Origin of the sequence: Lysinibacillus sp. FSL K6-0232, from assembly GCF_038008325.1 — a bacterium.
Classification (GTDB): Bacteria; Bacillota; Bacilli; order Bacillales_A; family Planococcaceae; genus Lysinibacillus.
The window spans coordinates 2,469,733-2,490,769 of sequence record NZ_JBBOYW010000001.1 but is presented as its reverse complement, the minus strand read 5'-3'; the positions used below and the strand labels follow the sequence as shown (position 1 = coordinate 2,490,769).

At 37.0% G+C, this 21,037-nt stretch carries 24 protein-coding genes and 1 other annotated feature; of the genes, 18 read left to right on the top strand and 6 right to left on the bottom strand.

The genetic code is table 11. The features are described 5' to 3' along the window. Positions 1-228: 228 nt before the first annotated feature. From MHB42_RS12160 to MHB42_RS12120, 9 genes are all read left to right on the top strand, one after another. Positions 229-1,203, top strand: coding sequence for a PstS family phosphate ABC transporter substrate-binding protein (locus MHB42_RS12160; protein WP_340806457.1), 975 nt, complete (start codon positions 229-231; stop codon positions 1,201-1,203). Positions 1,204-1,267: 64 nt separating this feature from the next. Next, positions 1,268-2,215 (top strand): phosphate ABC transporter permease subunit PstC, encoded by a 948-nt coding sequence (gene pstC / locus MHB42_RS12155; protein WP_340806456.1) that lies wholly within the window; start codon positions 1,268-1,270, stop codon positions 2,213-2,215. A gap of 1 nt (position 2,216) precedes the next feature. Then, on the top strand, positions 2,217-3,095 hold the full coding sequence (gene pstA / locus MHB42_RS12150; RefSeq protein WP_340806455.1) for a phosphate ABC transporter permease PstA: 879 nt from the start codon (positions 2,217-2,219) through the stop codon (positions 3,093-3,095). A 12-nt stretch (positions 3,096-3,107) separates the two neighbouring features. Beyond that, the gene (pstB, locus tag MHB42_RS12145) at positions 3,108-3,941 is read left to right on the top strand and encodes a phosphate ABC transporter ATP-binding protein PstB (protein ID WP_340806454.1); all 834 of its coding nucleotides are present in this window, start codon (positions 3,108-3,110) and stop codon (positions 3,939-3,941) included. A 14-nt stretch (positions 3,942-3,955) separates the two neighbouring features. Further along, complete coding sequence (gene phoU / locus MHB42_RS12140) at positions 3,956-4,615, top strand: phosphate signaling complex protein PhoU (RefSeq protein ID WP_340806453.1); 660 nt, start codon at positions 3,956-3,958, stop codon at positions 4,613-4,615. A 177-nt stretch (positions 4,616-4,792) separates the two neighbouring features. Beyond that, a complete protein-coding gene (locus MHB42_RS12135; RefSeq protein WP_340806452.1) occupies positions 4,793-5,665 on the top strand; it encodes a hypothetical protein in 873 nt (290 codons plus the stop codon). Positions 5,666-5,739: 74 nt separating this feature from the next. Next, on the top strand, positions 5,740-6,792 hold the full coding sequence (locus MHB42_RS12130; RefSeq protein ID WP_340806451.1) for a mechanosensitive ion channel family protein: 1,053 nt from the start codon (positions 5,740-5,742) through the stop codon (positions 6,790-6,792). Between the two features lie 56 nt (positions 6,793-6,848). Then, positions 6,849-7,058: a binding site (T-box leader), on the top strand. A 71-nt stretch (positions 7,059-7,129) separates the two neighbouring features. Beyond that, positions 7,130-8,515 (top strand): anthranilate synthase component I, encoded by a 1,386-nt coding sequence (gene trpE, locus MHB42_RS12125; RefSeq protein ID WP_340806450.1) that lies wholly within the window; start codon positions 7,130-7,132, stop codon positions 8,513-8,515. Next, positions 8,512-9,084, top strand: a complete 573-nt coding sequence (locus MHB42_RS12120; protein ID WP_340806448.1) for an anthranilate synthase component II — start codon at positions 8,512-8,514, stop codon at positions 9,082-9,084. Before trpE ends, MHB42_RS12120 begins: the two co-directional genes overlap by 4 nt. Before the next feature lie 194 nt (positions 9,085-9,278). Here MHB42_RS12120 and MHB42_RS12115 read toward each other — a convergent pair whose 3' ends face one another. Next, positions 9,279-9,755, bottom strand: coding sequence for a hypothetical protein (locus MHB42_RS12115; protein ID WP_340806447.1), 477 nt, complete (start codon positions 9,753-9,755; stop codon positions 9,279-9,281). Further along, positions 9,756-10,211, bottom strand: coding sequence for a hypothetical protein (locus MHB42_RS12110; RefSeq protein ID WP_340808585.1), 456 nt, complete (start codon positions 10,209-10,211; stop codon positions 9,756-9,758). It lies immediately after the preceding gene. 150 nt (positions 10,212-10,361) lie between these two features. Here MHB42_RS12110 and rpmG point away from each other — a divergent pair, with 150 nt between their 5' ends. From rpmG to MHB42_RS12090, 4 genes are all read left to right on the top strand, one after another. Then, positions 10,362-10,511, top strand: a complete 150-nt coding sequence (rpmG, locus tag MHB42_RS12105) for a 50S ribosomal protein L33 (protein ID WP_008408521.1) — start codon at positions 10,362-10,364, stop codon at positions 10,509-10,511. A gap of 163 nt (positions 10,512-10,674) precedes the next feature. Then, positions 10,675-11,268 (top strand): 5-formyltetrahydrofolate cyclo-ligase, encoded by a 594-nt coding sequence (locus MHB42_RS12100; protein WP_340806442.1) that lies wholly within the window; start codon positions 10,675-10,677, stop codon positions 11,266-11,268. Beyond that, on the top strand, positions 11,261-11,470 hold the full coding sequence (locus tag MHB42_RS12095; protein ID WP_340806441.1) for a YqgQ family protein: 210 nt from the start codon (positions 11,261-11,263) through the stop codon (positions 11,468-11,470). The genes MHB42_RS12100 and MHB42_RS12095 overlap by 8 nt, the downstream gene beginning before the upstream one ends. Before the next feature lie 277 nt (positions 11,471-11,747). After that, positions 11,748-13,646 carry an LTA synthase family protein gene (locus MHB42_RS12090; protein ID WP_340806440.1) on the top strand — a complete coding sequence of 633 codons (1,899 nt, stop codon included), beginning with the start codon at positions 11,748-11,750 and terminating at the stop codon, positions 13,644-13,646. Positions 13,647-13,928: 282 nt separating this feature from the next. Here the strand turns inward: MHB42_RS12090 and MHB42_RS12085 are convergent, their stop codons facing one another. Both MHB42_RS12085 and MHB42_RS12080 read right to left on the bottom strand, forming a co-directional pair. Then, positions 13,929-15,278, bottom strand: a complete 1,350-nt coding sequence (locus MHB42_RS12085) for an IS1182 family transposase (protein WP_339280244.1) — start codon at positions 15,276-15,278, stop codon at positions 13,929-13,931. A gap of 309 nt (positions 15,279-15,587) precedes the next feature. Next, a complete protein-coding gene (locus MHB42_RS12080) occupies positions 15,588-15,767 on the bottom strand; it encodes a DUF2759 domain-containing protein (RefSeq protein ID WP_053994384.1) in 180 nt (59 codons plus the stop codon). Positions 15,768-15,936: 169 nt separating this feature from the next. On the opposite strand from MHB42_RS12080, the gene MHB42_RS12075 reads away from it, so the two are divergent. Next, positions 15,937-16,581: an MBL fold metallo-hydrolase gene (locus MHB42_RS12075; protein ID WP_340806438.1), complete on the top strand. Its 645-nt coding sequence runs from the start codon at positions 15,937-15,939 to the stop codon at positions 16,579-16,581. An 89-nt stretch (positions 16,582-16,670) separates the two neighbouring features. On the opposite strand, the gene MHB42_RS12070 is transcribed toward MHB42_RS12075, so the two are convergent. After that, positions 16,671-16,913, bottom strand: a complete 243-nt coding sequence (locus MHB42_RS12070; RefSeq protein ID WP_024361272.1) for a DUF2626 family protein — start codon at positions 16,911-16,913, stop codon at positions 16,671-16,673. Positions 16,914-17,031: 118 nt separating this feature from the next. Next, positions 17,032-17,742 carry a helix-turn-helix transcriptional regulator gene (locus MHB42_RS12065; protein ID WP_340806436.1) on the bottom strand — a complete coding sequence of 237 codons (711 nt, stop codon included), beginning with the start codon at positions 17,740-17,742 and terminating at the stop codon, positions 17,032-17,034. 130 nt (positions 17,743-17,872) lie between these two features. Here MHB42_RS12065 and MHB42_RS12060 point away from each other — a divergent pair, with 130 nt between their 5' ends. The 4 genes from MHB42_RS12060 (at position 17,873) to MHB42_RS12045 (ending at position 21,022) form a co-directional block, all read left to right on the top strand. Further along, the gene (locus tag MHB42_RS12060; RefSeq protein ID WP_340806434.1) at positions 17,873-18,067 is read left to right on the top strand and encodes a hypothetical protein; all 195 of its coding nucleotides are present in this window, start codon (positions 17,873-17,875) and stop codon (positions 18,065-18,067) included. A 120-nt stretch (positions 18,068-18,187) separates the two neighbouring features. After that, positions 18,188-18,880, top strand: a complete 693-nt coding sequence (locus tag MHB42_RS12055) for a response regulator transcription factor (protein WP_340806432.1) — start codon at positions 18,188-18,190, stop codon at positions 18,878-18,880. A 20-nt stretch (positions 18,881-18,900) separates the two neighbouring features. After that, positions 18,901-20,142, top strand: a complete 1,242-nt coding sequence (locus MHB42_RS12050; protein WP_340806430.1) for a HAMP domain-containing sensor histidine kinase — start codon at positions 18,901-18,903, stop codon at positions 20,140-20,142. A gap of 118 nt (positions 20,143-20,260) precedes the next feature. Then, the gene (locus MHB42_RS12045; RefSeq protein ID WP_053994392.1) at positions 20,261-21,022 is read left to right on the top strand and encodes an ABC transporter ATP-binding protein; all 762 of its coding nucleotides are present in this window, start codon (positions 20,261-20,263) and stop codon (positions 21,020-21,022) included. The last annotated feature ends 15 nt before the right edge of the window (positions 21,023-21,037 follow it).

Here is a 21,037-nt window from a genome sequence, read left to right as displayed (position 1 = left end):
CTATAAGAAGCAAATTTCTTTTATCCTCTATCACGAATCGGTGGGGATAAGGCCCCTCACTGATTGAAGGTTCACTTTATTGTAAATATGTCTTTACAATCGTTTACAAAGCATTACACGCCTTTACAGTTCTTTTACAAAGCCTTTATACGACTTCAACAATTAATCATTATAGTAAAGACTGTAAGAGTAATAACTATAAAACAGTTAGTGACGGAGGCAAATGAAATGAAAAAGTGGAAGTACTTAACAATGACAGCGGTAATGGGTTCTGCATTAATGCTTGGTGCATGTGGTGGCGAGTCTGCCCAAAATGGTAATGGCACAGAAACAAATGCATCAACAGACGCAGGACAAGAGGCATCTGATGAAAAGCTACAAGGCTCTGTGGCTGGAGATGGTTCTTCAACAGTAGCACCAATTATTGAAGCAGTCGTTGAAGAGTATGCAGGTACACAACCAGATGTCAAGGTATCAGTAGGGGTTTCTGGTACTGGTGGTGGTTTTGAAAAATTCATCGCAGGTGAAACAGACTTTTCAAATGCATCTCGTAATATAAAAGATGAAGAGAAAGCGAAATTAGAAGAAGCAGGCATTGATTTTACAGAGCTAGCTTTAGCATATGATGGTTTATCAGTAGTCGTGAACCCAGAAAATGACTGGGCACAAGACTTAACAGTAGAACAATTACAAAAAATTTGGATTGAAGATGGCACAGAGAAAAAATGGTCTGATATTGATCCATCTTGGCCAGATGACAAAATCGTTTTCTATTCACCAGGTACGGATTCAGGCACATACGATTACTTTGATGAAGTGATTTTAGATGGTGCTGATCTTGTAAGCGCAGCGACATTATCAGAGGATGATAATATGCTTGTACAAGGTGTTGCAGGTGACAAAAACGCAATCGGCTTCTTTGGTTATGCTTACTACTTAGAAAATAAAGATAAATTAAAAATCGTGAAAATCAATGGTGTAGAGCCAACAAATGAAACAATTGAAGCAGGTGAATATACACCACTTTCACGTCCACTATTCACATATGTAAAAAATAGTGCAATGAAAGATAATGAAGCAGCATATGATTTCATTAAATTTACACTAGAAAATGCAGGCGATATGGCTGAGGCAGTTGGCTATGTTCGCTTACCTGAAGAACAATATACTGAAGGCTTAAAAACTTTAGAAGGCTTAAAATAAGAAGACATGCATAGAGGGAAAGAGGTGTATGCTCTTTCCCTCTCTTATTTGAAAGGAGTTCCCAATGGTTTCTCAAAAGGAAAATAAGACATCCTCTGTGCAGCAATTAATTGCAAATTCGCGCAACAATAAAACAAAGAAAATAGTGGAAAAAGCAATGCCAACTCTATTATTTTCTGCAGCTATACTTTCAATTTTAACAACATTTGGTATTGTTTTCACCCTTATTTTTGAAACGTTTGAATTTTTCAAGCGTGTGTCGATTACAGATTTCCTTTTTGGTACACAATGGCTTCCGTTTTCAGGGAATGAACCGCTCTTTGGGATTTTACCACTGATTGCTGGTACATTGAAAGTCACACTGATTGCCATTGTAGTAGCTGTACCATTTGGTATTGGTTCGGCTATTTATTTAAGTGAATACGCAAGTGAAAAAACAAGACGCACAGTAAAGCCTATTTTAGAGGTATTAGCGGGCGTACCAACAATTGTGTATGGTTTCTTCGCATTAACATTTGTTACGCCTTTATTACAAGGCATTCTCCCTGAACTTAAATTATTTAATGCACTTAGTCCAGGAATTGTTGTAGGAATTATGATTTTACCGATGATTACCTCTCTCTCTGAGGACGCGATGTCATCTGTGCCAAATAGTATGCGTGAAGGGGCTTTAGCGCTAGGTGCAACAAAATTTGAGGTGGCAATCAAAGTTGTATTACCAGCTGCATTATCAGGCATTGTAGCTTCTGTTGTACTAGCTATTTCCCGGGCAATTGGTGAAACGATGATTGTTTCGCTTGCAGGTGGTTCTACGCCGAAATTTGATTTGAATGTTACAGATTCCATTCAAACAATGACAGCATACATTGTACAAGTATCAACAGGCGATGCGGGCTATGGTACAACCATCTATTATTCTATTTATTCTGTTGGATTCACACTATTTATCTTTACATTGGTAATGAATCTACTTGCTCATTATATTTCGAAACGCTTCAGGGAGGTTTACTAGCATGCGCTATATAGATGATTCAGTCGTGATGAAACGAATGACAAAGCGTATTACGTTCAATAAAGTTTGGAAAACCTTATTTTTCCTCGCAACGGCTTTTGCGCTTGTGACATTGGCGATTTTACTATATCGCATCATTACACAAGGGGTCGATTACTTAAATATCGATTTCTTAACAAACTTTGCATCACGATTTGCAGATAAAGCAGGTATTAAGGCTGCATTAATAGGCTCGCTTTGGTTAATGGCAGTTGTTGCGCCAGTATCCATTATTTTAGGCGTAGGGACAGCGATTTATTTAGAGGAATACGCTAAGAAAAATAAAATTAACGACTTTATTCGCATGAATATCTCCAATTTAGCAGGTGTGCCTTCCATCGTTTTTGGTTTACTTGGATTAACTATTTTTGTACGTATGCTAGGGCTAGGTAAAAGTGTGCTAGCTGCTGGCTTTACAATGAGTTTATTAATTTTACCCGTTATTATTGTGGCTGCACAGGAGGCTATTCGTGCAGTGCCAAATGAGCAGCGTGAAGCTTCATATGGTATGGGGGCAACTAAATGGCAAACCATTTTACGTGTTGTACTACCAGCCGCAATTCCAGGGATTTTAACAGGTAGTATTTTAGCGCTTTCTCGTGCGATTGGTGAAACAGCACCACTTGTTGTCTTAGGAATTCCAGTTATTCTACAGTTTTTACCGAATAGCTTATTAAGTCAATTTACCGCATTGCCAATGCAAATCTATGACTGGGCAAAGCGTCCGCAAGAGGCCTTTCAATATGTTGCAGCGGCAGGTATTTTAGTGCTAATGACCATGCTGTTATTAATGAACTCTCTAGCGATCTTTATTCGCAATAAATTCCAAAAACGTTATTAATGAGGTGACCTTATGGTACTTGATATAAAAAAGGAAACAACAAATATCCAATCGATTCATAAAACAACAAAATCTTCTGAGGCTGTGGCTAAAAATATTGTCTATGATACACGCGATTTAAATTTATGGTATGGTGACCATCATGGCTTAAAGGATATTAATTTAAGCATCTATGAAAATGAAGTAACAGCTATTATTGGACCTTCTGGCTGTGGTAAATCGACCTATTTAAAAACATTAAATCGAATGGTAGAGCTTGTACCAAGCGTTCGAACATCAGGTGAAATTGTCTATCGTGAGCGTAATATTTTAGACAAAAGCTATACAGTGGAGGAATTAAGAACACGTGTAGGCATGGTGTTCCAAAAGCCAAATCCATTCCCAAAATCAATTTATGATAATATTGCCTATGGACCAAGAATTCATGGTATTAAAAATAAAAAGATTTTGGATGAAATTGTTGAGAAATCACTACGAGGCGCAGCAATTTGGGACGAAGTAAAGGATCGTTTAAATCAAAATGCTTATGGTCTTTCAGGTGGACAGCAGCAACGTATTTGTATTGCACGTTGTTTAGCGATTGAGCCAGATGTTATTTTAATGGATGAGCCAACATCTGCCCTAGACCCTATCTCTACGTTAAAAGTGGAGGAGCTTGTACAGGAGCTGAAAAAAGATTACTCCATTATTATTGTGACACATAATATGCAGCAAGCCGCACGTATTTCTGACCGTACAGCCTTTTTCCTAAATGGAGAGGTTGTGGAATACGATAAAACAGATATTATCTTCCAAACACCTGCAGACCAGCGTACAGAAGATTATATTTCTGGACGTTTCGGCTAAGGAGGAGCGAATAGATGATTGTGCGTGAGCGTTTTGAACAAGAATTAAAAGATGCACAGGAGCAATTTATTGCTATTGCTAACCGTAGCATTGATGCATTAAAAATGGCTTTTACAGCATTGGTGGAACAAGATTTAGAAAAAGCTTTAAAAATTCTTGAAGATGATTTAGTGATTAATCGCCTTGAAGAAGAAATTAATGATCATGTCATTTTAATGATTGCTAAACAGCAGCCAGTTGCCACGGATTTACGCCGTTTAATGGTGCTTGTAAAAGCGGCATCAGATATGGAGAGGGTGGGTGACTATGCAGTTAATATTGCAAAGGAAGCAATACGAATCGGTAAAGAGCCTATCGTCTTCCCTTTCACGAATTTACAAACAATGTGTGATAAAACAGTGGAAATGTTAGAAAGCATTATAAAAGCTTTTACAGAGGAAGATACAGTACGCGCAAAAGAAATTGCTGAGCTTGATGATTATGTAGATGATTTATATGGTGCAACCATTGTGCTACTACTACGTGCAGGTATTGACAATCCAGCGCATATTTCACAAATTACACATTTAACATTTATTTGCCGCTATTTAGAGCGTTCAGCTGACCATGCTACAAATATCGCTGAGCATCTATTTTATTTAGTAAAGGGCAAGCATTATGAATTAAATAATTAACGGAGAAGAGCTGCACTAGTAGCTCTTTTTTCTATGGCTAAATATAAAATTTTATAGAATGGCAACATTGTTGATGATACAGCGTCAATATAGCAAGTGGATTTGTATTGTCAAAAAAATTTTTTGGTTATACTATAGACATTATTCAAAAATGTGGTACTTAGGAGGTGCTACGATATGTCAGATGCATTGCAAGCACTAATCGAAAAATTAGATATTGAAATAACGCTTGAACAACGTAACTATTTACGTTTTCTATATGAGCATTTACATCTAGAAGAACTAAGCGATAAAGAGCAGCAATATTTTATTGACTATTTTTTCAAGAGTGAGCCATTGCGAAATATGGCGGCATTTGCGCTCGAATTGGCAGATATTATGCAGGAGATGCAAGAAAATATGCCTGCAATTGAGCAAGCTGAACGATTAGCAAATGGTCGTGAGCAACGTCTATATTATGAACGGAAATGGGCAGAACGAAGACGTCAACAGCTAAAGCAGCAAATCACTAAAAATGACAACGTGCTATATGTGCCATTTCATTATCATAAAAAAGAACCTGGTCCTATTATTATTTGCTTGGAACAAACAACAGGGATGGCAGCTTATTCAGAGCTTTGTAAAAGCATGATTTTACCATGGTTTATGAATGCGCATCACGAAGGACGTGATTTATATATAGTACCATATGACCGTCAAATACATGTGCACTATCGCTTTGAAAATGGCCATTTGAATGTAGCTGATTTTAAAAGCTTTATTGAATATAAGGCAAGTGGAGAAGCAGCGATGTTACCTGTTTTACAGTTTGTCAAAGCATTATTGCAGGAAAATCAGCAAGGCACTGAAGCAGATATTATTCTTTTTACAGAAGGAGCGCCAGTTGATGGGCAGCATCTTGTTAGTAAACAGGCAAAAATGATGCTAGAGGAGATGACCCAAAAATACCATGCCGAATTTTTGGTGATTGCGATGCATGAAGAACATTTTAATAAACAGCAATTTTGGTTTGCTCATAAAGCTTTTTTTGCAGATAATGCGATACAATAACAAAAGGGAGCTGACCTTTAGCATGGTGAGCTCCTTTTTGTTAGAGATACATAGGCACGTTAAAGGAGAACAACATGGATTCATTAAAATGGTTTTTACCTAAATTTGCAGTACCAACGTGGTTAGATATTGTGATTGCGATTGTGATTTGCCTGATTGGCTGGCTTATTCAACGCTTTGTCATTCAAAAAATTATTAATCGTATGGCGCTATTTTTAAAAAATCGCCATCGTAATTTTCAAGCCAATGTACTTGCCCAATTTAGCAAAGCAATTGGCTATGCATTTTTAGCAGCCGTAATTGTGTTAAGTCTTTCTTATTTAATAGATGTTCCGTTATTTACACATAAATCAACGAAAAATTTTGTATTATCAATTATGGTGTTTTTTGTTTTTAAAGGTGTATATGATGTTTTGCATTTTTATACAAAACAACCATTCCAATTATCGGATGAGGAAGATCAAAATGTGTTATTGCCGTTTTTCCTAAGGATTGGTAAAGTATTGACAATGCTTTTTGCGATGTTTACCATTGCTTCATTTTGGAATTTTAACTTGAATGGCTTTTTAACAGGGATTGGTTTAACGGGTGTAGCGCTTGCCTTTGGGATTCGTGATACGTTGGCACATGTCTTTGGCGGGATGTCCGTTGCATTAGATAATCCATTTCAAATTGGCGATTGGATAGCAACAGAGGATCAAAAAATTGAAGGGACGATAGAGGATATTAATCTTCGAAGTACATTGATTCAAACTGGCGATAAAGGACTTGTCTATGTGCCAAACTCCTATTTAGTGAATCGTCCCATTTATAATTTATCACGGCGTGAAAAACGGAAATGTGAGCATTTTTTGTACGTGGCTGTTGATAATGAGGAGGAATCATTACGAAGCGCCTTAACCGCTATTCACAAAGAAATTTATTTACATGACCAAACAGAGAAGGATATTATTCATGTTTATATTGATGAGCTGCACCATAATTGCTATCGTGTGCTTGTACGATTTTTTATAGCAACAAATGATACCGCAGTGATGTTGGAGGTGCGACAGGATATTTTATTTGCGATTCGTCAAATTATGGAGGACTTCGCCATTCCATTAGTAAGTCCAATCGATAATGAATAAGCTTATTATAAAAAAAGTTTGAATTGCAAGATAACTTGCTTTACAATAGTATCAAGTAATCGGCTTTGATGAAGAGTAGTAGCTATTAGTATTTGTTATAGAGAGCTAGTGGTTGGTGGAAACTAGTGCAAATGGATGGTGAATGGACTTCGGAGCTCTAATCCAGAATACAAAGTATGGATTAGCGTCTGCCTGCGTTATAAGGCTTAGAGTGGGTCTTACAATAAGACCAATAAAGGTGGCACCACGGCTTTTCCGTCCTTTTTGTGATGGAAGGGCCTTTTTATGTTATTTAGATGGTGTAAGACGAGCAGAGTTTAGAGAAGGAGAGAGATGTATGACAGTTGAGCTTAGCAAGTATGCGATGAAAGTATTACAGGGGGATATGATGACCCCCATCTCGGTATATCAGGCATTAACAGGACAGTATAAAATGCTGTTTGAATCATCCGCCAAGCATGAGGAAAGTGGGCGTTATTCATTTATTGCAGTGAATCCTATTGCTGAATTAACGGGCAATCAAACAGGGTACACCTTTTCTAAGGGAAACAGGCAGGAGCAAGTGGACGGCAATGTACTAGATAAATTAAAGCAAGTGATGCCTTTCCATAAAGAATCCTATCCATTTGCCTTTTTTGGCGGTGCAATTGGCTTTTTTGGCTATGAAACGGCCTTTTATACGGAACAAATTGGCGAGTATTTGCAGGATGATTTAGCTATGCCAGATGTCCATGTGTTTTTCTATGATACATTTATTGTTTTTGACCATTTAAAGCAGGAGGTTACACTGGCTTCCATTGATTTATTTCAGGAGGGACGTACATTAGAGGAGATGGAGTCCGCTGTTTTGGCGCTGGAGCAACAGCTTTATGCAGGAGCAAGATTTGATGCTGCAAAGGTAGATTCATTGGCATTTAAGCCAATGATTTCAAAGGAGCAATTTGTAGCGCTGGTGGAGCGTGCTAAGCAGCATATTTTAAAGGGAGATATCTTCCAAATTGTGCTATCACAACGCTTTTCAGCACCATTTACAGGCGCACCATTTGCATTGTATCGACAATTGCGTACAACAAATCCTTCACCATACATGTTTTACATGGATTATGGCTCCTATGTTATTTTAGGAACCTCTCCTGAAAGTCTTGTAAAAGTAAAAAATCGACAGGTTACAACAAATCCAATTGCAGGCACAAAGCCTCGTGGTGCAACAGTCGAGCAGGATGAGGCAATTGCGAATGCGTTACTACAGGATGAAAAGGAAATCGCTGAGCATCGTATGTTAGTGGATTTAGGTCGCAATGATCTTGGCCGCATTGCTAAAGTCGGTTCTGTTCAGCTCATGAAATATATGACGATTGAGCGCTATAAATATGTGATGCATATTGTATCAGAGGTAATTGCAGATTTACGAGATGACCTCCATGTGCTAGATGTACTTCGAGCTTGTTTACCTGCTGGTACGGTATCAGGTGCACCTAAAATTCGTGCGATGCAACTGATTAATGAATTAGAGCCAGTGAAACGTGGTGTTTATGCTGGAGCAGTGGGCTATATTTCAACAACAGGTGATATGGATTTAGCACTTGCGATTCGAACGATGATTATCAAGGATCAGCAAGCTCATGTGCAGGCAGGAGCAGGCATTGTCTATGATTCTGTACCATTATCTGAATATGAGGAAACACTTAATAAAGCTCGTGCGCTATTGGAGGTAAAAAAATGATTTTATTAATTGATAACTACGATTCATTTACGTATAATCTTTTTCAACAAATTAGTATGCTAGGGAAAAACGTGAAAGTTGTGCGAAATGATGCTATTACAATAGAAGAAATCCAAGCGCTCTCACCAGAGGCGATTATTTTATCGCCTGGTCCAGGAACACCGACAGAAGCGGGCATCACGGTGGAAGTGATTCAAAAGCTACATCAGCAGTTTCCGATACTAGGTATTTGTTTAGGGCATCAATCAATTGGTCAGGCATTTGGTGCAAACATTGTGCAAGCACAGCAAATTATGCATGGGAAGCTGTCATCCTTACAATATGAACAAACAGGTCTATTTGCACAATTAACGGGCGATATTCAGGTGATGCGTTATCATTCCTTAATTATTGAACCACAGACATTACACAAGGATTTTAAGGTGATTGCTACATCTTGTGATGATGGGGAGATTATGGCGATTCAGCATCAAAAATATCCACTTTTTGGCTTGCAATTCCATCCTGAATCCATTGGTACAAAAGAAGGTAGTATGATGATACAAACCTTCTTAGCAAGCATCGCCTAATGTATCTAAAAAGCTGTCACCTATTTTGAAGAGGTGACAGCTTTTGCTAAAGTAAACGGTTGATTTCGGTTATAATCCGCATGTTTTTCAAGGGGGGGTGATAAGCCTCTCGAAAACATATCGTCTTCACTTTAATCAACCTTATAATTCAAGTTTTCTGTTTATATTGCTTAATGTTCCAGCCCCGCTTTAGCTTATTGCTTTTTGCCTGTAATTAAATTAGCAATGTCCTCTAAAGACATGGCAGAATTAATTTCATAGGAGCCAATTTGTAAGCTGCGTGCATATTTAGCATTGGCAAGTAAAAGTTCCATTTCCACACTATTTGTAATAATCCCGCCGTCTTCCAGCTTTTGGGCAACAATATAAGGTGTAATACCGCTATAAATTTGCAGTGTCATTGTTGTCACCTCAGCAGCTGGCTTGTTAGCTGACTCAGCCATATTTGCAGCAGATGTTTCAGTCGTTTGTGCTGTTTTTAATTGTGCTTGTAATGACACAATTTTTTCATTAGCTTGCTGTAGCTTATTTTGTAATTCTTCGACCTCCTGCTTTGTTGAGGAAGCCTCTGTTGGAAGCCCGATATTGATATCGAAGCGACTAGCAAGAGCGAGCAATGCACCAACAAGAAAAATAGCCAGACCAAATGCGCGGATAGCAGATTTATTCATTTACGAGCGCCCTCCATTTGCAATCACTTGACGAACTTGTTCTTCTGTTAAATTAGAACGAATACTAATATCTGCAACAGAAAGACCTTGCCTATTTAATTCAAGCACCTGACTAACAATAATTTGATGAATGGGCTTTGCTTGTGCTGTTGTTTGAGTGACCTTTGCTGTTTGAGCAGCTTGTTGTACAGCCTGCATCATTTGCTGTACTTTAGGATTTTGCGCTGTATGAGTAGGAGCAGATTTCGACTTTACTTGGAATTCGGGCTCTAATAATAGCTCTTCCTCCACAATTTTTAAGCGGCGTTTTAAATGATTGGTTTCTTGAAAAATAGCAATAGATAATTCTTCAACATCTTTTTCGAGTTTTTTCGTGCTATTTTTGAAAAAGAACGATAGGATCATTAGAACAATGCCGATGCTCATTAATAGGATGGATAAATCCAATAGTTTCACCTCATTATAGTATGTAATTATAAGGTATTTTACCATATGCAAACTTAATATGAAATGAAGGTAGATTTTTTTTCAGTTTATGTTATAATAGGTTAGTCGTATAAATCATGCTCAAATTTTAATTCTTGATATAGAGTGGGAGGGTTAATGATGCGCGTAAACATTACTTTAGCTTGCACAGATTGTGGCGAACGTAACTACATTTCTAAAAAGAACAAACGCAACAATCCAGAGCGTCTTGAACTTAAAAAATATTGCTCTCGCGAGAAGAAATACACTCTTCACCGTGAAACAAAGTAATCGCTCATTAAGGGGCTGTTATAGAAGTCCCTTTTTAACAACATTACTTGAACTTTAAAATGCCAAAACGCTGTTAAATCAACGCTTTGGCATTTTAATTTTGCTTATTTTTTGTTGGAATATCGATATTAAAAGGCTTTCATTGACAGGGAGGTTGACCCAGATGGATAAAACAACATTGCGAAACAAGGTACGACAAACGCTTGCCACAATGAGTGAGGAAGCCTATTGTCGTCAATCATTAACTGTAGTAAAAAAAGTGCTGCAGGAGCCATATATAATAGAAGCAAATACAATTGGTATAACCATTTCACATAAGCCAGAAGTCGACACACTCTCTTTTATTGAAGAACTTTGGCAGCTTGGCAAAAAGGTCGCTGTGCCAAAATGTAACCCGAAAACAAGGGAAATGTCATTCTACGCTATTGAATCATTTGCTCAGCTTGAAACGGTATATATGCATTTGCGTGAGCCTATTCCTGAAAAATGTGAGTTTGTTGACGCAAATGATATGGATGTAATCCTTGTACCGGGTGTTGTTTTTGATAAGACTGGTTACCGAATTGGCTATGGCGGTGGTTATTATGATCGCTATGTATTAAACTATACAAAAGGAAAATTGATCTCTTTGCTATTTGATGAGCAAATTGTTCAGCATGTTCCTGCCGAAGCACATGATTGCCCAGTAGATATCATTGTGACGCCGACAACCCGTATCGATTGTCGACTACAACGAGGAGCGAAAGAAAATGGATAAAATGTTAGATATTTATGAACTTTTGAAAACATATGGTACTTTTATTTATACACGTGATCCCATTGGCGATTTAGTGTTAATGGAGGATGAAATACGCGAGCTTTATAAAGCGAATGTACTAGATATGAAGGATTACCAAATGGCATTGCTACTAATTCGACAGGAAGCAACAAGACTGCGTGTAGAAGAAAATAAAAAGTAATGTTTGAAAGAAAATAAATATGGGTAGTGTAAAGTTGATGTAACATGTATGTAATATTCTAAAGACAGTGGATTTCCGCTGTTTTTATGTTTTTAAGAAACTTTTTACACTGTAAAACGTATATATAGATATCTGGCGCATAGCGAGGCGTGGAGAAATAAATTCCAAAAGATATATGTTGCGTATCTGTAAAAAAAGGATTAAGATATATTTTGTTTCAGTTACAAAATGTAAAAAATTATTATGTTTTTGTAAAGAAGTAGGGAGGATGTTAGGAATGAAATCAATAAAGTGGCCTAAACATTCATTTATGATACTAGCAATTATAACAACATGGATTAAAACGGTCATTGTGTATCACACAAGCTTTGAGATGAAAATTGAAAATGCCATGCAACAATTTATTTTATTTATTAATCCATTGAGCTTCTTGCTATTTACGTATGGCTTGTCACTATTCTTTAAATCAGCAAAAGCCAGAAACCGTTACTTAATTACGGTCAGCATTATTTTGTCCATTGTATTATACGGAAACGTTGCGTTCTACCGATTCTACAATGACTTTATTACGCTACCAGTATTGTTCCAAACAAGTAACTTTAGTGACTTAGGAACATCAGTAGCAGCGATTGTTGAGCCTTGGGATGTATTATACTTCATTGATGTACTTATTTTAATTTTAGCGAATAAGTTTTTACCGAAAATGAAAGAAACATTTAAAGTCAATGTTGAGTTCCGTCGTGCGTTCTTTGTATTAGCAATTGCAATGTCATTTTTAAACTTAGGATTAGCAGAAACAGAACGTCCACAGCTTTTAACACGTAGCTTTGACCGCGAGTTATTAGTAAAAAACATTGGTACGTACAACTATCATTTGTATGATATTTATATTCAATCAAAATCATCAGCGCAACGTGCATTAGCGGATGGTAGTGAGCTAGTAGAAGTGAATAACTATATTCGCTCAAACCAAGCAACTGTCAACCCAGAGATGTTTGGGAAATATAAAGATCGCAATTTAATTGTTGTATCAATGGAATCTTTACAAAACTTTGTGATTAATAATGATATGAATGGTCATGAAGTTACACCATTTTTAAACTCTTTAACAAAAGATAAAGATACGTATTATTTCAGTAATTTCTATCACCAAACAGGCTTAGGAAAAACATCTGACTCAGAGTTTATTGTAGAAAACTCATTGTTTGGTTTAGGTCGAGGTGCAGTATTCTTTACACATGGTGGTAACACATATAACTCAATGGCTGAACGCCTTGGAGAAAATGGCTACTTTACAAATGTCATGCATCCAAATAATAAATCATTCTGGAACCGTGATATGATGTACCAATCACTAAAAATCGATAAATTTTATGATATAGACTCATATACAGTGGAAGAAGGGCAAGCGGTAAACTGGGGTATGAAAGATATTCCATTCTTAGAGCAATCTGCTGCTTTAATGAAGGATATGCCACAGCCGTTCTATTCAAGATTGATTACATTAACAAACCACTATCCATTTACACTTGACCCTGAAGATGTGATGATTCCTGAATATGATTCAAACTCAGGTACATTAAATCGTTATTTCCAAACAGTGCGCTATATGGATGAAGCATTAAAAGATTTCTTCCAAGCATTAAAAGATCAAGGTGTTTATGATAACTCGATTATTGTGATGTATGGTGACCATTATGGTATTTCTGAAAACCATAATAAAGCGATGGCACAATATTTAGGTAAAGATCAAATTACACCATTTGATAATGCAATGCTACAAGAAGTACCTTTATTTATCCATATTCCAGGTTCTGGCGATGGTCAAGAAATGACAGAGGTATCTGGTCAAATGGATTTACGTCCAACGATTTTACATCTTCTTGGTGTGGAAACATCAAAAGACATGCAAATGGGCGCAGATTTATTCTCTCCAGAGCATGAGGACTTTGTTGTATTCCGTGATGGACGCTTTATTACAGATAAGTATGTTTATGCTGGTGAAGTTTGCTATGACAAAACAACTGGTGAAGAAGTAGAAGACAGTGAGTCATGCCAGCCATATGCAGATCGCGCAACAACAGAGCTGGAAAACTCAGATGCCATTATTAATGGTGACCTGCTACGTTTCTATGATGAAAAGACAGGCAATTTAAAGCAAGACTCCGTTAAATAATTAAAGCGATTCGACCATTCCAAAAGGTTGAATCATCAAGAAAAACCAGACGTTTGAGAAACGCTTTTAATAGGTGTTTTACACAAGCGTTTGGTTTTTTCTTTGGGTGAAAGCCCAAGAAAAAAGAGCAATCTCTAAATTAAGAGATTGCTCCAGACTGTAGACAAAAGCCATCGAGAGGTTCACTCTCGATGGGCTTTTGTCATTTTTCTTCCTATTTTATCTTTAACATTTGGTAATATACTACCAAATTCAACATACTCTTCGAGCATAGCTACCTTCTTAAGCTGCCTGCCACGTCCAAGTAGCCAGTTTCTTTAAATTCATGGCAGCAAAAGTAAGCATCGCCTGCATGGACAATTTTTTTAGACCTCTTAAGGTTGTCCAACGCATACCATGCTTTTCTTTTGCATCCGCAAATACACGCTCAATCGTTTCTTTGCGCTTTGCATAAATCTGTTTGATGTCATAGGAATGGCGTAAATGTTCAGCTTCCTCCACATACGACTCCCAAATATGGCGTTGAATGAGTTTTTGATGATGCTTACTTTCTGTACATTGGGAAAGGCTTGGACACTTCGCACAAATCAAAGGATTCGATTTATATTGACGATACCCTTCTTTAGTCGTTGTCGTATACTTCAATATCTGTCCTTGTGGACAAAGATAACAATTATAGTGCTCATCATATATATACTCATGCTTTCGGAAGAATCCATCTTTCGTTTTAGGACGTGTATAAGGAAGAACAGGCAACATTTGATTCTCTAATAAAAAATTCGTAATCGCTGGTGTTTTATAGGCTGCATCTGCCGCAACAGCTAATGGTTTTTGAACGTTTTCAATGACTTTTTCCACAAGTGGCTGTAATACATGACTATCGTGCACATTTCCCGGAGTTACAATGGCACCCAAGACAAAGCCCTTTTCATCTGTCGCTGCATGAAAAGAATACGCAAACTGCTTCGTACGTTCATCCTTCACGTAATAGCCACTTTCAGGATCTGTCGTGCTTTCCTTTATTTCTTTCCATTCTTCCTTTTCAAACTTCTCCGGGGGAAAGGGCTTTTTTCCGTGTTCCTCACGATCCATATTTAACTCTAATTGAAGTTTCTCTTCATAAGCCCGTGTTTCTTTTCGCACAACTTTTTTATCATACTTTCGTTTATTCGCACTCGCTTTCACATGCGTGGAATCGATAAATAAATGGTCTGCATGGAGGAGTCCTTGATGCATAATCTCTTTTAATATACGATAGAATATCTGCTCAAATATATCAGTGTCTTGAAAGCGACGGACATAATTTTTACCGAAGGTAGAGAAATGCGGGACTTCTGTATGGAAGCCAAATCCTAAAAACCAACGATACGCCATATTCGTTTCAATTTCTTTGATGGTTTGACGCATGGACCGTATACCAAAAACGTACTGAATAAACGTCATTTTAAAGAGAACAACAGGATCAATACTAGGGCGTCCTTTAGCAGAGTAGAGATTTTCTACTAAAGGATAGATAAATGAAAAATCAATAGCCGCCTCTAGTTTTCGCACTAAATGATCTTGGGGAACTAATTGATCAATCGTTAGCATTTCTAATTGTTCACGTTCATTGATTTGATTTTTTGTCATCATGGTTGATCACCTCGAAAGTGTACTTTTTATCAATAGATGAATAAGGAATTCTTTATGTAGAAGTTGATTGGAACGAAGGGTGGCGACTCCTGCGGGAAAAGCGGGAAAGTCGAGATCCTGGACTGAGCGAAGCGAGGGAAGCAGCTCGACCCCGCCCGCGGAAAGCGTCCGCCCGTAGTGGAAATCAACGGCTTTACTTTATTTTATTGTAAAAGAAAAAAGACTGTAGGCAAACTCAAAATTCATTGAGTTTGTCTACAGTCTGGAGCAATCTCTAAATTAAGAGATTGCTCTTTTTCTGTCTAAATTTTAGTGTAATTTTGGTGGGTAACCGCTATGAATGATTGTCATAATGACAAACCAACCGAATACGGCAGCACTTAATAAGTTGAAAACAACGCTTAATAGGTTCTTTTCTTTAATTGCTTGGAATGTACCAACTACAGCTAAAATCGCTACTAGACCAAAAATAACCATTAATAAGTTCATTAAAAATAGACACTCCTTTCGACATCAGAAAATGAATGTCGCAAACAATATTCCTCCTTAATTGTATACGTTCCACCTGTTTTTGTCGAGAACTAAAATAGCGTAAACTATGAACATTTATCGTCAAATTGTGGCAAAGCCTGTATAATAAACTATTGAGGTGATCACTATGATGAATGTACGAAGCTATGCGCTTGGGCCAGTCCAAACAAATTGCTATATCGTATCGAATAAAGACAAGGAATGTATAATATTTGATCCAGGTGAGGAAGCAGAGCATCTTATTAAAACAATTCGTAGCAATGGCTTAAAGCCATTAGCGATCTTTTTAACACATGCCCACTTTGACCATATAGGCGCTGTGGAGGCTGTACGTGAGGCTTTTTCTGTGCCTGTATGGATTCATGAGAAGGAAGTAAGCTGGCTCGGGGATCCCGTGAAAAATGGCTCCAGTAAATATGCAGCATTACCAGATTATATTGTAGCTGCTCCAGCCGAAGAGTATATTATTAAAGAAGAGCAATCATTTGAAATAAGTAATTTTAGTTTTAAAGCAATTTTTACGCCAGGACATTCGCCTGGGAGTATTTCCTATATCTTTGAGAACGATGGCTTTGCGATTGTAGGAGATACATTATTTGAGCAGGGAATAGGGCGTACAGATTTATTAGGTGGCTCCACTAAAGTATTACTAACCTCTATTCATGAGAAATTACTAACGCTACCAGAGGATACGATTATTTATCCTGGGCATGGCAGCTATACAACGGTTGGCGCAGAAATGGAAACCAATCCATTTTTAAATGGCTTTTAATCATTGATAGATAAATTCAATATTGCCGATTAAAACAATCAAAAAAAGCGCATCTCATTTTATAGCATGAGATGCGCGATTTTCTTTGATTAATGACCGCCACCAGGTACGTGAATGAATGTTGTATAGTACGTGAAGCCAGCGAAGAATACAGTTAAATATGCTCCGAAAATGTACATGTACATACGTTCTGAAAGGTTTAAGAAGCCTAATAATAAGAATAAACCTGTATTACCTACGAATAATAGCGATACCTCGTTCATACCACCAAGGTAGAACATAACGGCAAAAATACCTGTCCAGAAAGCCATAACTTTATACATATTATCCATGAAGATTTCCCCTCCTTTTGCCCACGACACAATAATCTCTTACTCATTATAAATGATATGAAAGGTGTCTGTAAACTGGAACTTCTGCTTCTTTGTGACAAACAAATGGATTTTTAAACTAGCGATCCATTTCTGTCACGTTTATTTCATATTTACATAAATCACAATTATGTACCATACTTTCCATTTGTACAAATTCATTGTTTGAGAATAATGCATCTAGTTGACCTTTTAAATAGGATTCATGTAATGAACATACAATTTCGGAATGAGCAGTTAGCTGCTCTTGGAATGGACAATTGAAAATGGAGAATATTATTTTTTTGCCATGTTCTGTTTGTTGAACGTGCGGAATATAGCCAATTAGTGCAGCATTATCTGTTAATAGCTGAAGCTTATCATCGAAGGAAAGGGAATTACTTAATGTTAATTCAGCATTTATATAAGTTTTCATTTGCTGAAAGCCATCTTGATAGCTAATTTCCTGACATTTTGTTAGCGCTGATGGACCTATGTCCTGCACTAATTGAATTGTCCATTTTAATAAACGCTCTTCATCGCGCCTTGGAAATGATAGGGACACACCTTTTTCAGAAGCCTTATAAACGCGCCCTGGTCGACCACCTTTGCCTGTTTTCATATAGTCAGCCGTGATAATATTAATTTCTGCAAGCTTTGTTAGATGAAGTCTAGCAACATTTGGATGAATGCCAAATTCATCTGCAATATGTTGAACTGTAATCGTTTTCTTCTCTTTTAAAATATATTCATAGATTGAATATCGTGTTTCATCAGCTAGTGTACTAGTAATTTTTAATGGATGGATCATATACTTCACCTCTTTAAATTTTTTGATTGTTATTCGTCTACCAGATGCTAGGAAAATAATCGTGATAGTTCTATTATATTGTATTATTGAAAAAGATACAGTTTATTTCTGTAGAAATAATAATTTTTTCATGTATTTATTTTTTATTATATTAACCATTTGTGATGAAGATGCACTTAAAAATAGTAAAACACAAGAGAAGGCGCTTAATTTTGTATGTGTAAGAAATAATAAAAAATTACATAAGGTACAATCTTTCATGAATGGTTTAGCGATAAAAAATGGAAAATCTAATGGTGAAGCAACGCTGATTGATCATCACTAAAATACTTTAGATAAGTATGGTGCAATACCATTAAAGTATGCTATAACTTTATCGAAGAGAGGACAGTGTCTAGTTCAAATGATCCGTTAAATGGTTTTTGAAAGTGTACAAAGGAGGCTTATGATGAAAGTAGATTGTTTAGTTGTGGATGATGAAATGGCTTTAGCTGAAACGACCTGTGAATATTTTAATATGTTTGAGGTCAAAACAGCATTTGTGACAAGTGCGGTGGAATGTGAGCGTTTTTTGGAGGAACACGAACCATCATTAATTCTTCTCGATATCAATCTTGGGCATGAGTCGGGGTTTGATTTATGTAAAAAATTGCGTAAAACAACGCAAATTCCAATTCTATTTATTAGTGCCCGTTCCAGCGATGATGATGTTTTAATTGCGCTTAACATAGGCGGGGATGATTACATACAAAAGCCCTATACTTTAAGTATTTTACTAGCAAAGGTCAAAGCTGTACTTAAAAGATATGGGAATGGTTCTAGCAACCAACAAGAAACTTTGACATTTGGACAAATCCAAATGGATACAAAACTTCATCGTATGCGGATAAAGGGAGTTGATATTCAACTAAAAACGATGGAATATAAACTGCTGCATTATTTGGCAAAAAATAAAAATCGCATCATCACAAAAGATGAGTTGTTTCAAAATGTTTGGGGCGATTCCTTTGTAGGCGATGGCACGCTTAATGTACATATTCGGCATTTACGTGAGAAAATTGAAGAGGATCCCAAGAACCCGCAATTGATTAAAACTGTATGGGGGACAGGCTATATTTTAGAGGATACAAGCGGATGAAAATAAAATGGCTCATTATAATGATTGTAGTGTTTTTTGCTGTTGGCATTACTTGCTCAACCATCATTATTAACAATAAGAATACTGAAGAAGTGGATCTTATCGCCATAAATGATTTGGTCAAAACAGTTGAAAAAAATTGGGGACAAATTCAGGAAGAAACTTTTCACAGCAGTAGCATACTCCAGCCATATTCAATTATAGATGCCTCTGAAAACGTGATTTACCAAACATCAGATACTTCTTTTCATTATATATACGATGCCATAAAAAATAGGGATATAGTGATGGATGTAAAGAAAGATAACGAAATAGTAGGAAAAATCATTATCCATAATAACGAACAAGAAATAGTGGAACAAATGAAAAGTGAACTAGTCAAATCCATTCTTGTGATTTTTACTGTATTAATGATCATTAGCATTCTTTATATTACCTATATTTACAGGACCTTATTAAAGCCATTTCAGCAGCTTCAGGCTTTTGCCGCAAATGTGGCGAGGGGTCATTTCGATATACCTTTAAATATGGGCAAGAACAATTACTTTGGCGCATTTACGGAAAGCTTTGATCTATTACGGGAAGAGCTTGATGCTGCTCGTCAAAGAGAGTATGAATCCAATCGCAGTAAGAAGGAGTTAGTTGCCACATTAAGTCATGATATTAAGACACCTGTCGCCTCCATCAAGGCAGTTAGTGAATTGATGCTGATGCAGGCAAAGGAGGACAAGGTCATAAAGCAGGTGCAGACGATCTCCTCAAAGGCAGAGCAAATTAATTTACTTGTGACGGATATGTTCCACGCTACGTTGGAAGAACTACAACAATTAAAGTTAACGGTAACTGAGCAATCGAGCGAAATCCTTGTAGAGATGATTGAAAATGTTAATTATGATCATCAAATCGTCTATGATGCTATTCCACCATGCATTATTTTAACAGACCCCTTACGTATGCAGCAGGTAATAGACAATATTATTAGTAATTCCTATAAATATGCAGGCACAAAGGTCATCGTTAAGTCGCAAATTAATAACGGTTATCTCGAACTCCATATGATAGATTTCGGATGTGGCATTAGTGAAAAAGAATTGCCCCTATTGTTTAATAAATATTATCGCGGAAAAAATGTTGAAGGGAAGAATGGTTCAGGGCTTGGTCTCTATATCTCAAAATATTTTATGGAAAATATGCAGGGCCATATTCACTGTTACAACCGCCAAGATGGCTTTACAGTTGTCTTAAAAATTAAACTGGCATAAGAATTAAGGATTAGTTAAGAATTGCCTAAAGATTGGCTAAGAATTTATTTTGTATGATAAGGCTGTAATCTTCATTACAGTCTTTTTTGAATTGAATATAAAGGAGCGTACAAAAAATATGACAAAGGCAATTATTAAAACAGAGAAGCTATGTAAAACCTTCTCAAGCGCTGGAATTCAACAGCATGTATTAAAAAATTTGGATATTTGTTTGCTAGAAGAGGATTTTACCATCATTATGGGGAGTTCAGGCTCTGGGAAATCGACGCTGCTTTATGCTATGAGTGGTATGGATAAGCCCACATTAGGCACAATTGATTTTGCAGGTGAAAATTTAGCAAAATTAAACAACGACCAGCTGGCGGTATTTAGACGAAATCATTGTGGCTTTGTCTTTCAGCAAATTTATTTATTAGACAATATGAGTGTGCTTGATAATGTACTGGCAAGTGGTCTGTTAGTGAATAAAAATAAGCGTGAAGTTGAAGAAAAAGCGAAAGAATTATTAAATCAAGTAGGAATCGGCGAAAATGCATGGTCTAAGTTCCCAACACAGCTTTCTGGCGGGGAGGCGCAACGAGTTGGAATTGTTAGAGCATTAATAAACAGCCCGAAATTATTGTTTGCGGATGAACCAACCGGTGCGTTAAATTCAGCAGCTAGTACTAGTGTTCTGGATGTATTTACCGATGTCAATCGTAACGGGCAAAGTATCGTGATGGTCACGCATGATATGAAAACCGCGTTGCGCGGAAATCGGATTCTCTATTTGCGGGATGGTGTTATTTGCGGTGACTTGCAGTTAGGTACATACAGCGAGAAAGACAATGTCGAGCGCCATAAAAAGCTCAAAAATTTCCTTGCAGAAATGGGGTGGTAAGGTGAAGATCATCAA

Coding starts and splice junctions, on each gene's coding strand:
- MHB42_RS12120 (WP_340806448.1), top strand. CDS start 8,512: ATGATTTTATTAATTGATAACTACGATTCATTTACGTATAATCTTTTT.
- pstC (WP_340806456.1), top strand. CDS start 1,268: ATGGTTTCTCAAAAGGAAAATAAGACATCCTCTGTGCAGCAATTAATT.
- MHB42_RS12075 (WP_340806438.1), top strand. CDS start 15,937: ATGATGAATGTACGAAGCTATGCGCTTGGGCCAGTCCAAACAAATTGC.
- MHB42_RS12160 (WP_340806457.1), top strand. CDS start 229: ATGAAAAAGTGGAAGTACTTAACAATGACAGCGGTAATGGGTTCTGCA.
- MHB42_RS12090 (WP_340806440.1), top strand. CDS start 11,748: ATGAAATCAATAAAGTGGCCTAAACATTCATTTATGATACTAGCAATT.
- MHB42_RS12070 (WP_024361272.1), bottom strand. CDS start 16,913: ATGGATAATATGTATAAAGTTATGGCTTTCTGGACAGGTATTTTTGCC.
- MHB42_RS12045 (WP_053994392.1), top strand. CDS start 20,261: ATGACAAAGGCAATTATTAAAACAGAGAAGCTATGTAAAACCTTCTCA.
- MHB42_RS12080 (WP_053994384.1), bottom strand. CDS start 15,767: ATGAACTTATTAATGGTTATTTTTGGTCTAGTAGCGATTTTAGCTGTA.
- MHB42_RS12095 (WP_340806441.1), top strand. CDS start 11,261: ATGGATAAAATGTTAGATATTTATGAACTTTTGAAAACATATGGTACT.
- MHB42_RS12060 (WP_340806434.1), top strand. CDS start 17,873: ATGTATTTATTTTTTATTATATTAACCATTTGTGATGAAGATGCACTT.
- MHB42_RS12100 (WP_340806442.1), top strand. CDS start 10,675: ATGGATAAAACAACATTGCGAAACAAGGTACGACAAACGCTTGCCACA.
- trpE (WP_340806450.1), top strand. CDS start 7,130: ATGACAGTTGAGCTTAGCAAGTATGCGATGAAAGTATTACAGGGGGAT.
- rpmG (WP_008408521.1), top strand. CDS start 10,362: ATGCGCGTAAACATTACTTTAGCTTGCACAGATTGTGGCGAACGTAAC.
- MHB42_RS12135 (WP_340806452.1), top strand. CDS start 4,793: ATGTCAGATGCATTGCAAGCACTAATCGAAAAATTAGATATTGAAATA.
- MHB42_RS12050 (WP_340806430.1), top strand. CDS start 18,901: ATGATTGTAGTGTTTTTTGCTGTTGGCATTACTTGCTCAACCATCATT.
- phoU (WP_340806453.1), top strand. CDS start 3,956: ATGATTGTGCGTGAGCGTTTTGAACAAGAATTAAAAGATGCACAGGAG.
- pstA (WP_340806455.1), top strand. CDS start 2,217: ATGCGCTATATAGATGATTCAGTCGTGATGAAACGAATGACAAAGCGT.
- MHB42_RS12115 (WP_340806447.1), bottom strand. CDS start 9,755: ATGAATAAATCTGCTATCCGCGCATTTGGTCTGGCTATTTTTCTTGTT.
- pstB (WP_340806454.1), top strand. CDS start 3,108: ATGGTACTTGATATAAAAAAGGAAACAACAAATATCCAATCGATTCAT.
- MHB42_RS12065 (WP_340806436.1), bottom strand. CDS start 17,742: ATGATCCATCCATTAAAAATTACTAGTACACTAGCTGATGAAACACGA.
- MHB42_RS12130 (WP_340806451.1), top strand. CDS start 5,740: ATGGATTCATTAAAATGGTTTTTACCTAAATTTGCAGTACCAACGTGG.
- MHB42_RS12085 (WP_339280244.1), bottom strand. CDS start 15,278: ATGATGACAAAAAATCAAATCAATGAACGTGAACAATTAGAAATGCTA.
- MHB42_RS12055 (WP_340806432.1), top strand. CDS start 18,188: ATGATGAAAGTAGATTGTTTAGTTGTGGATGATGAAATGGCTTTAGCT.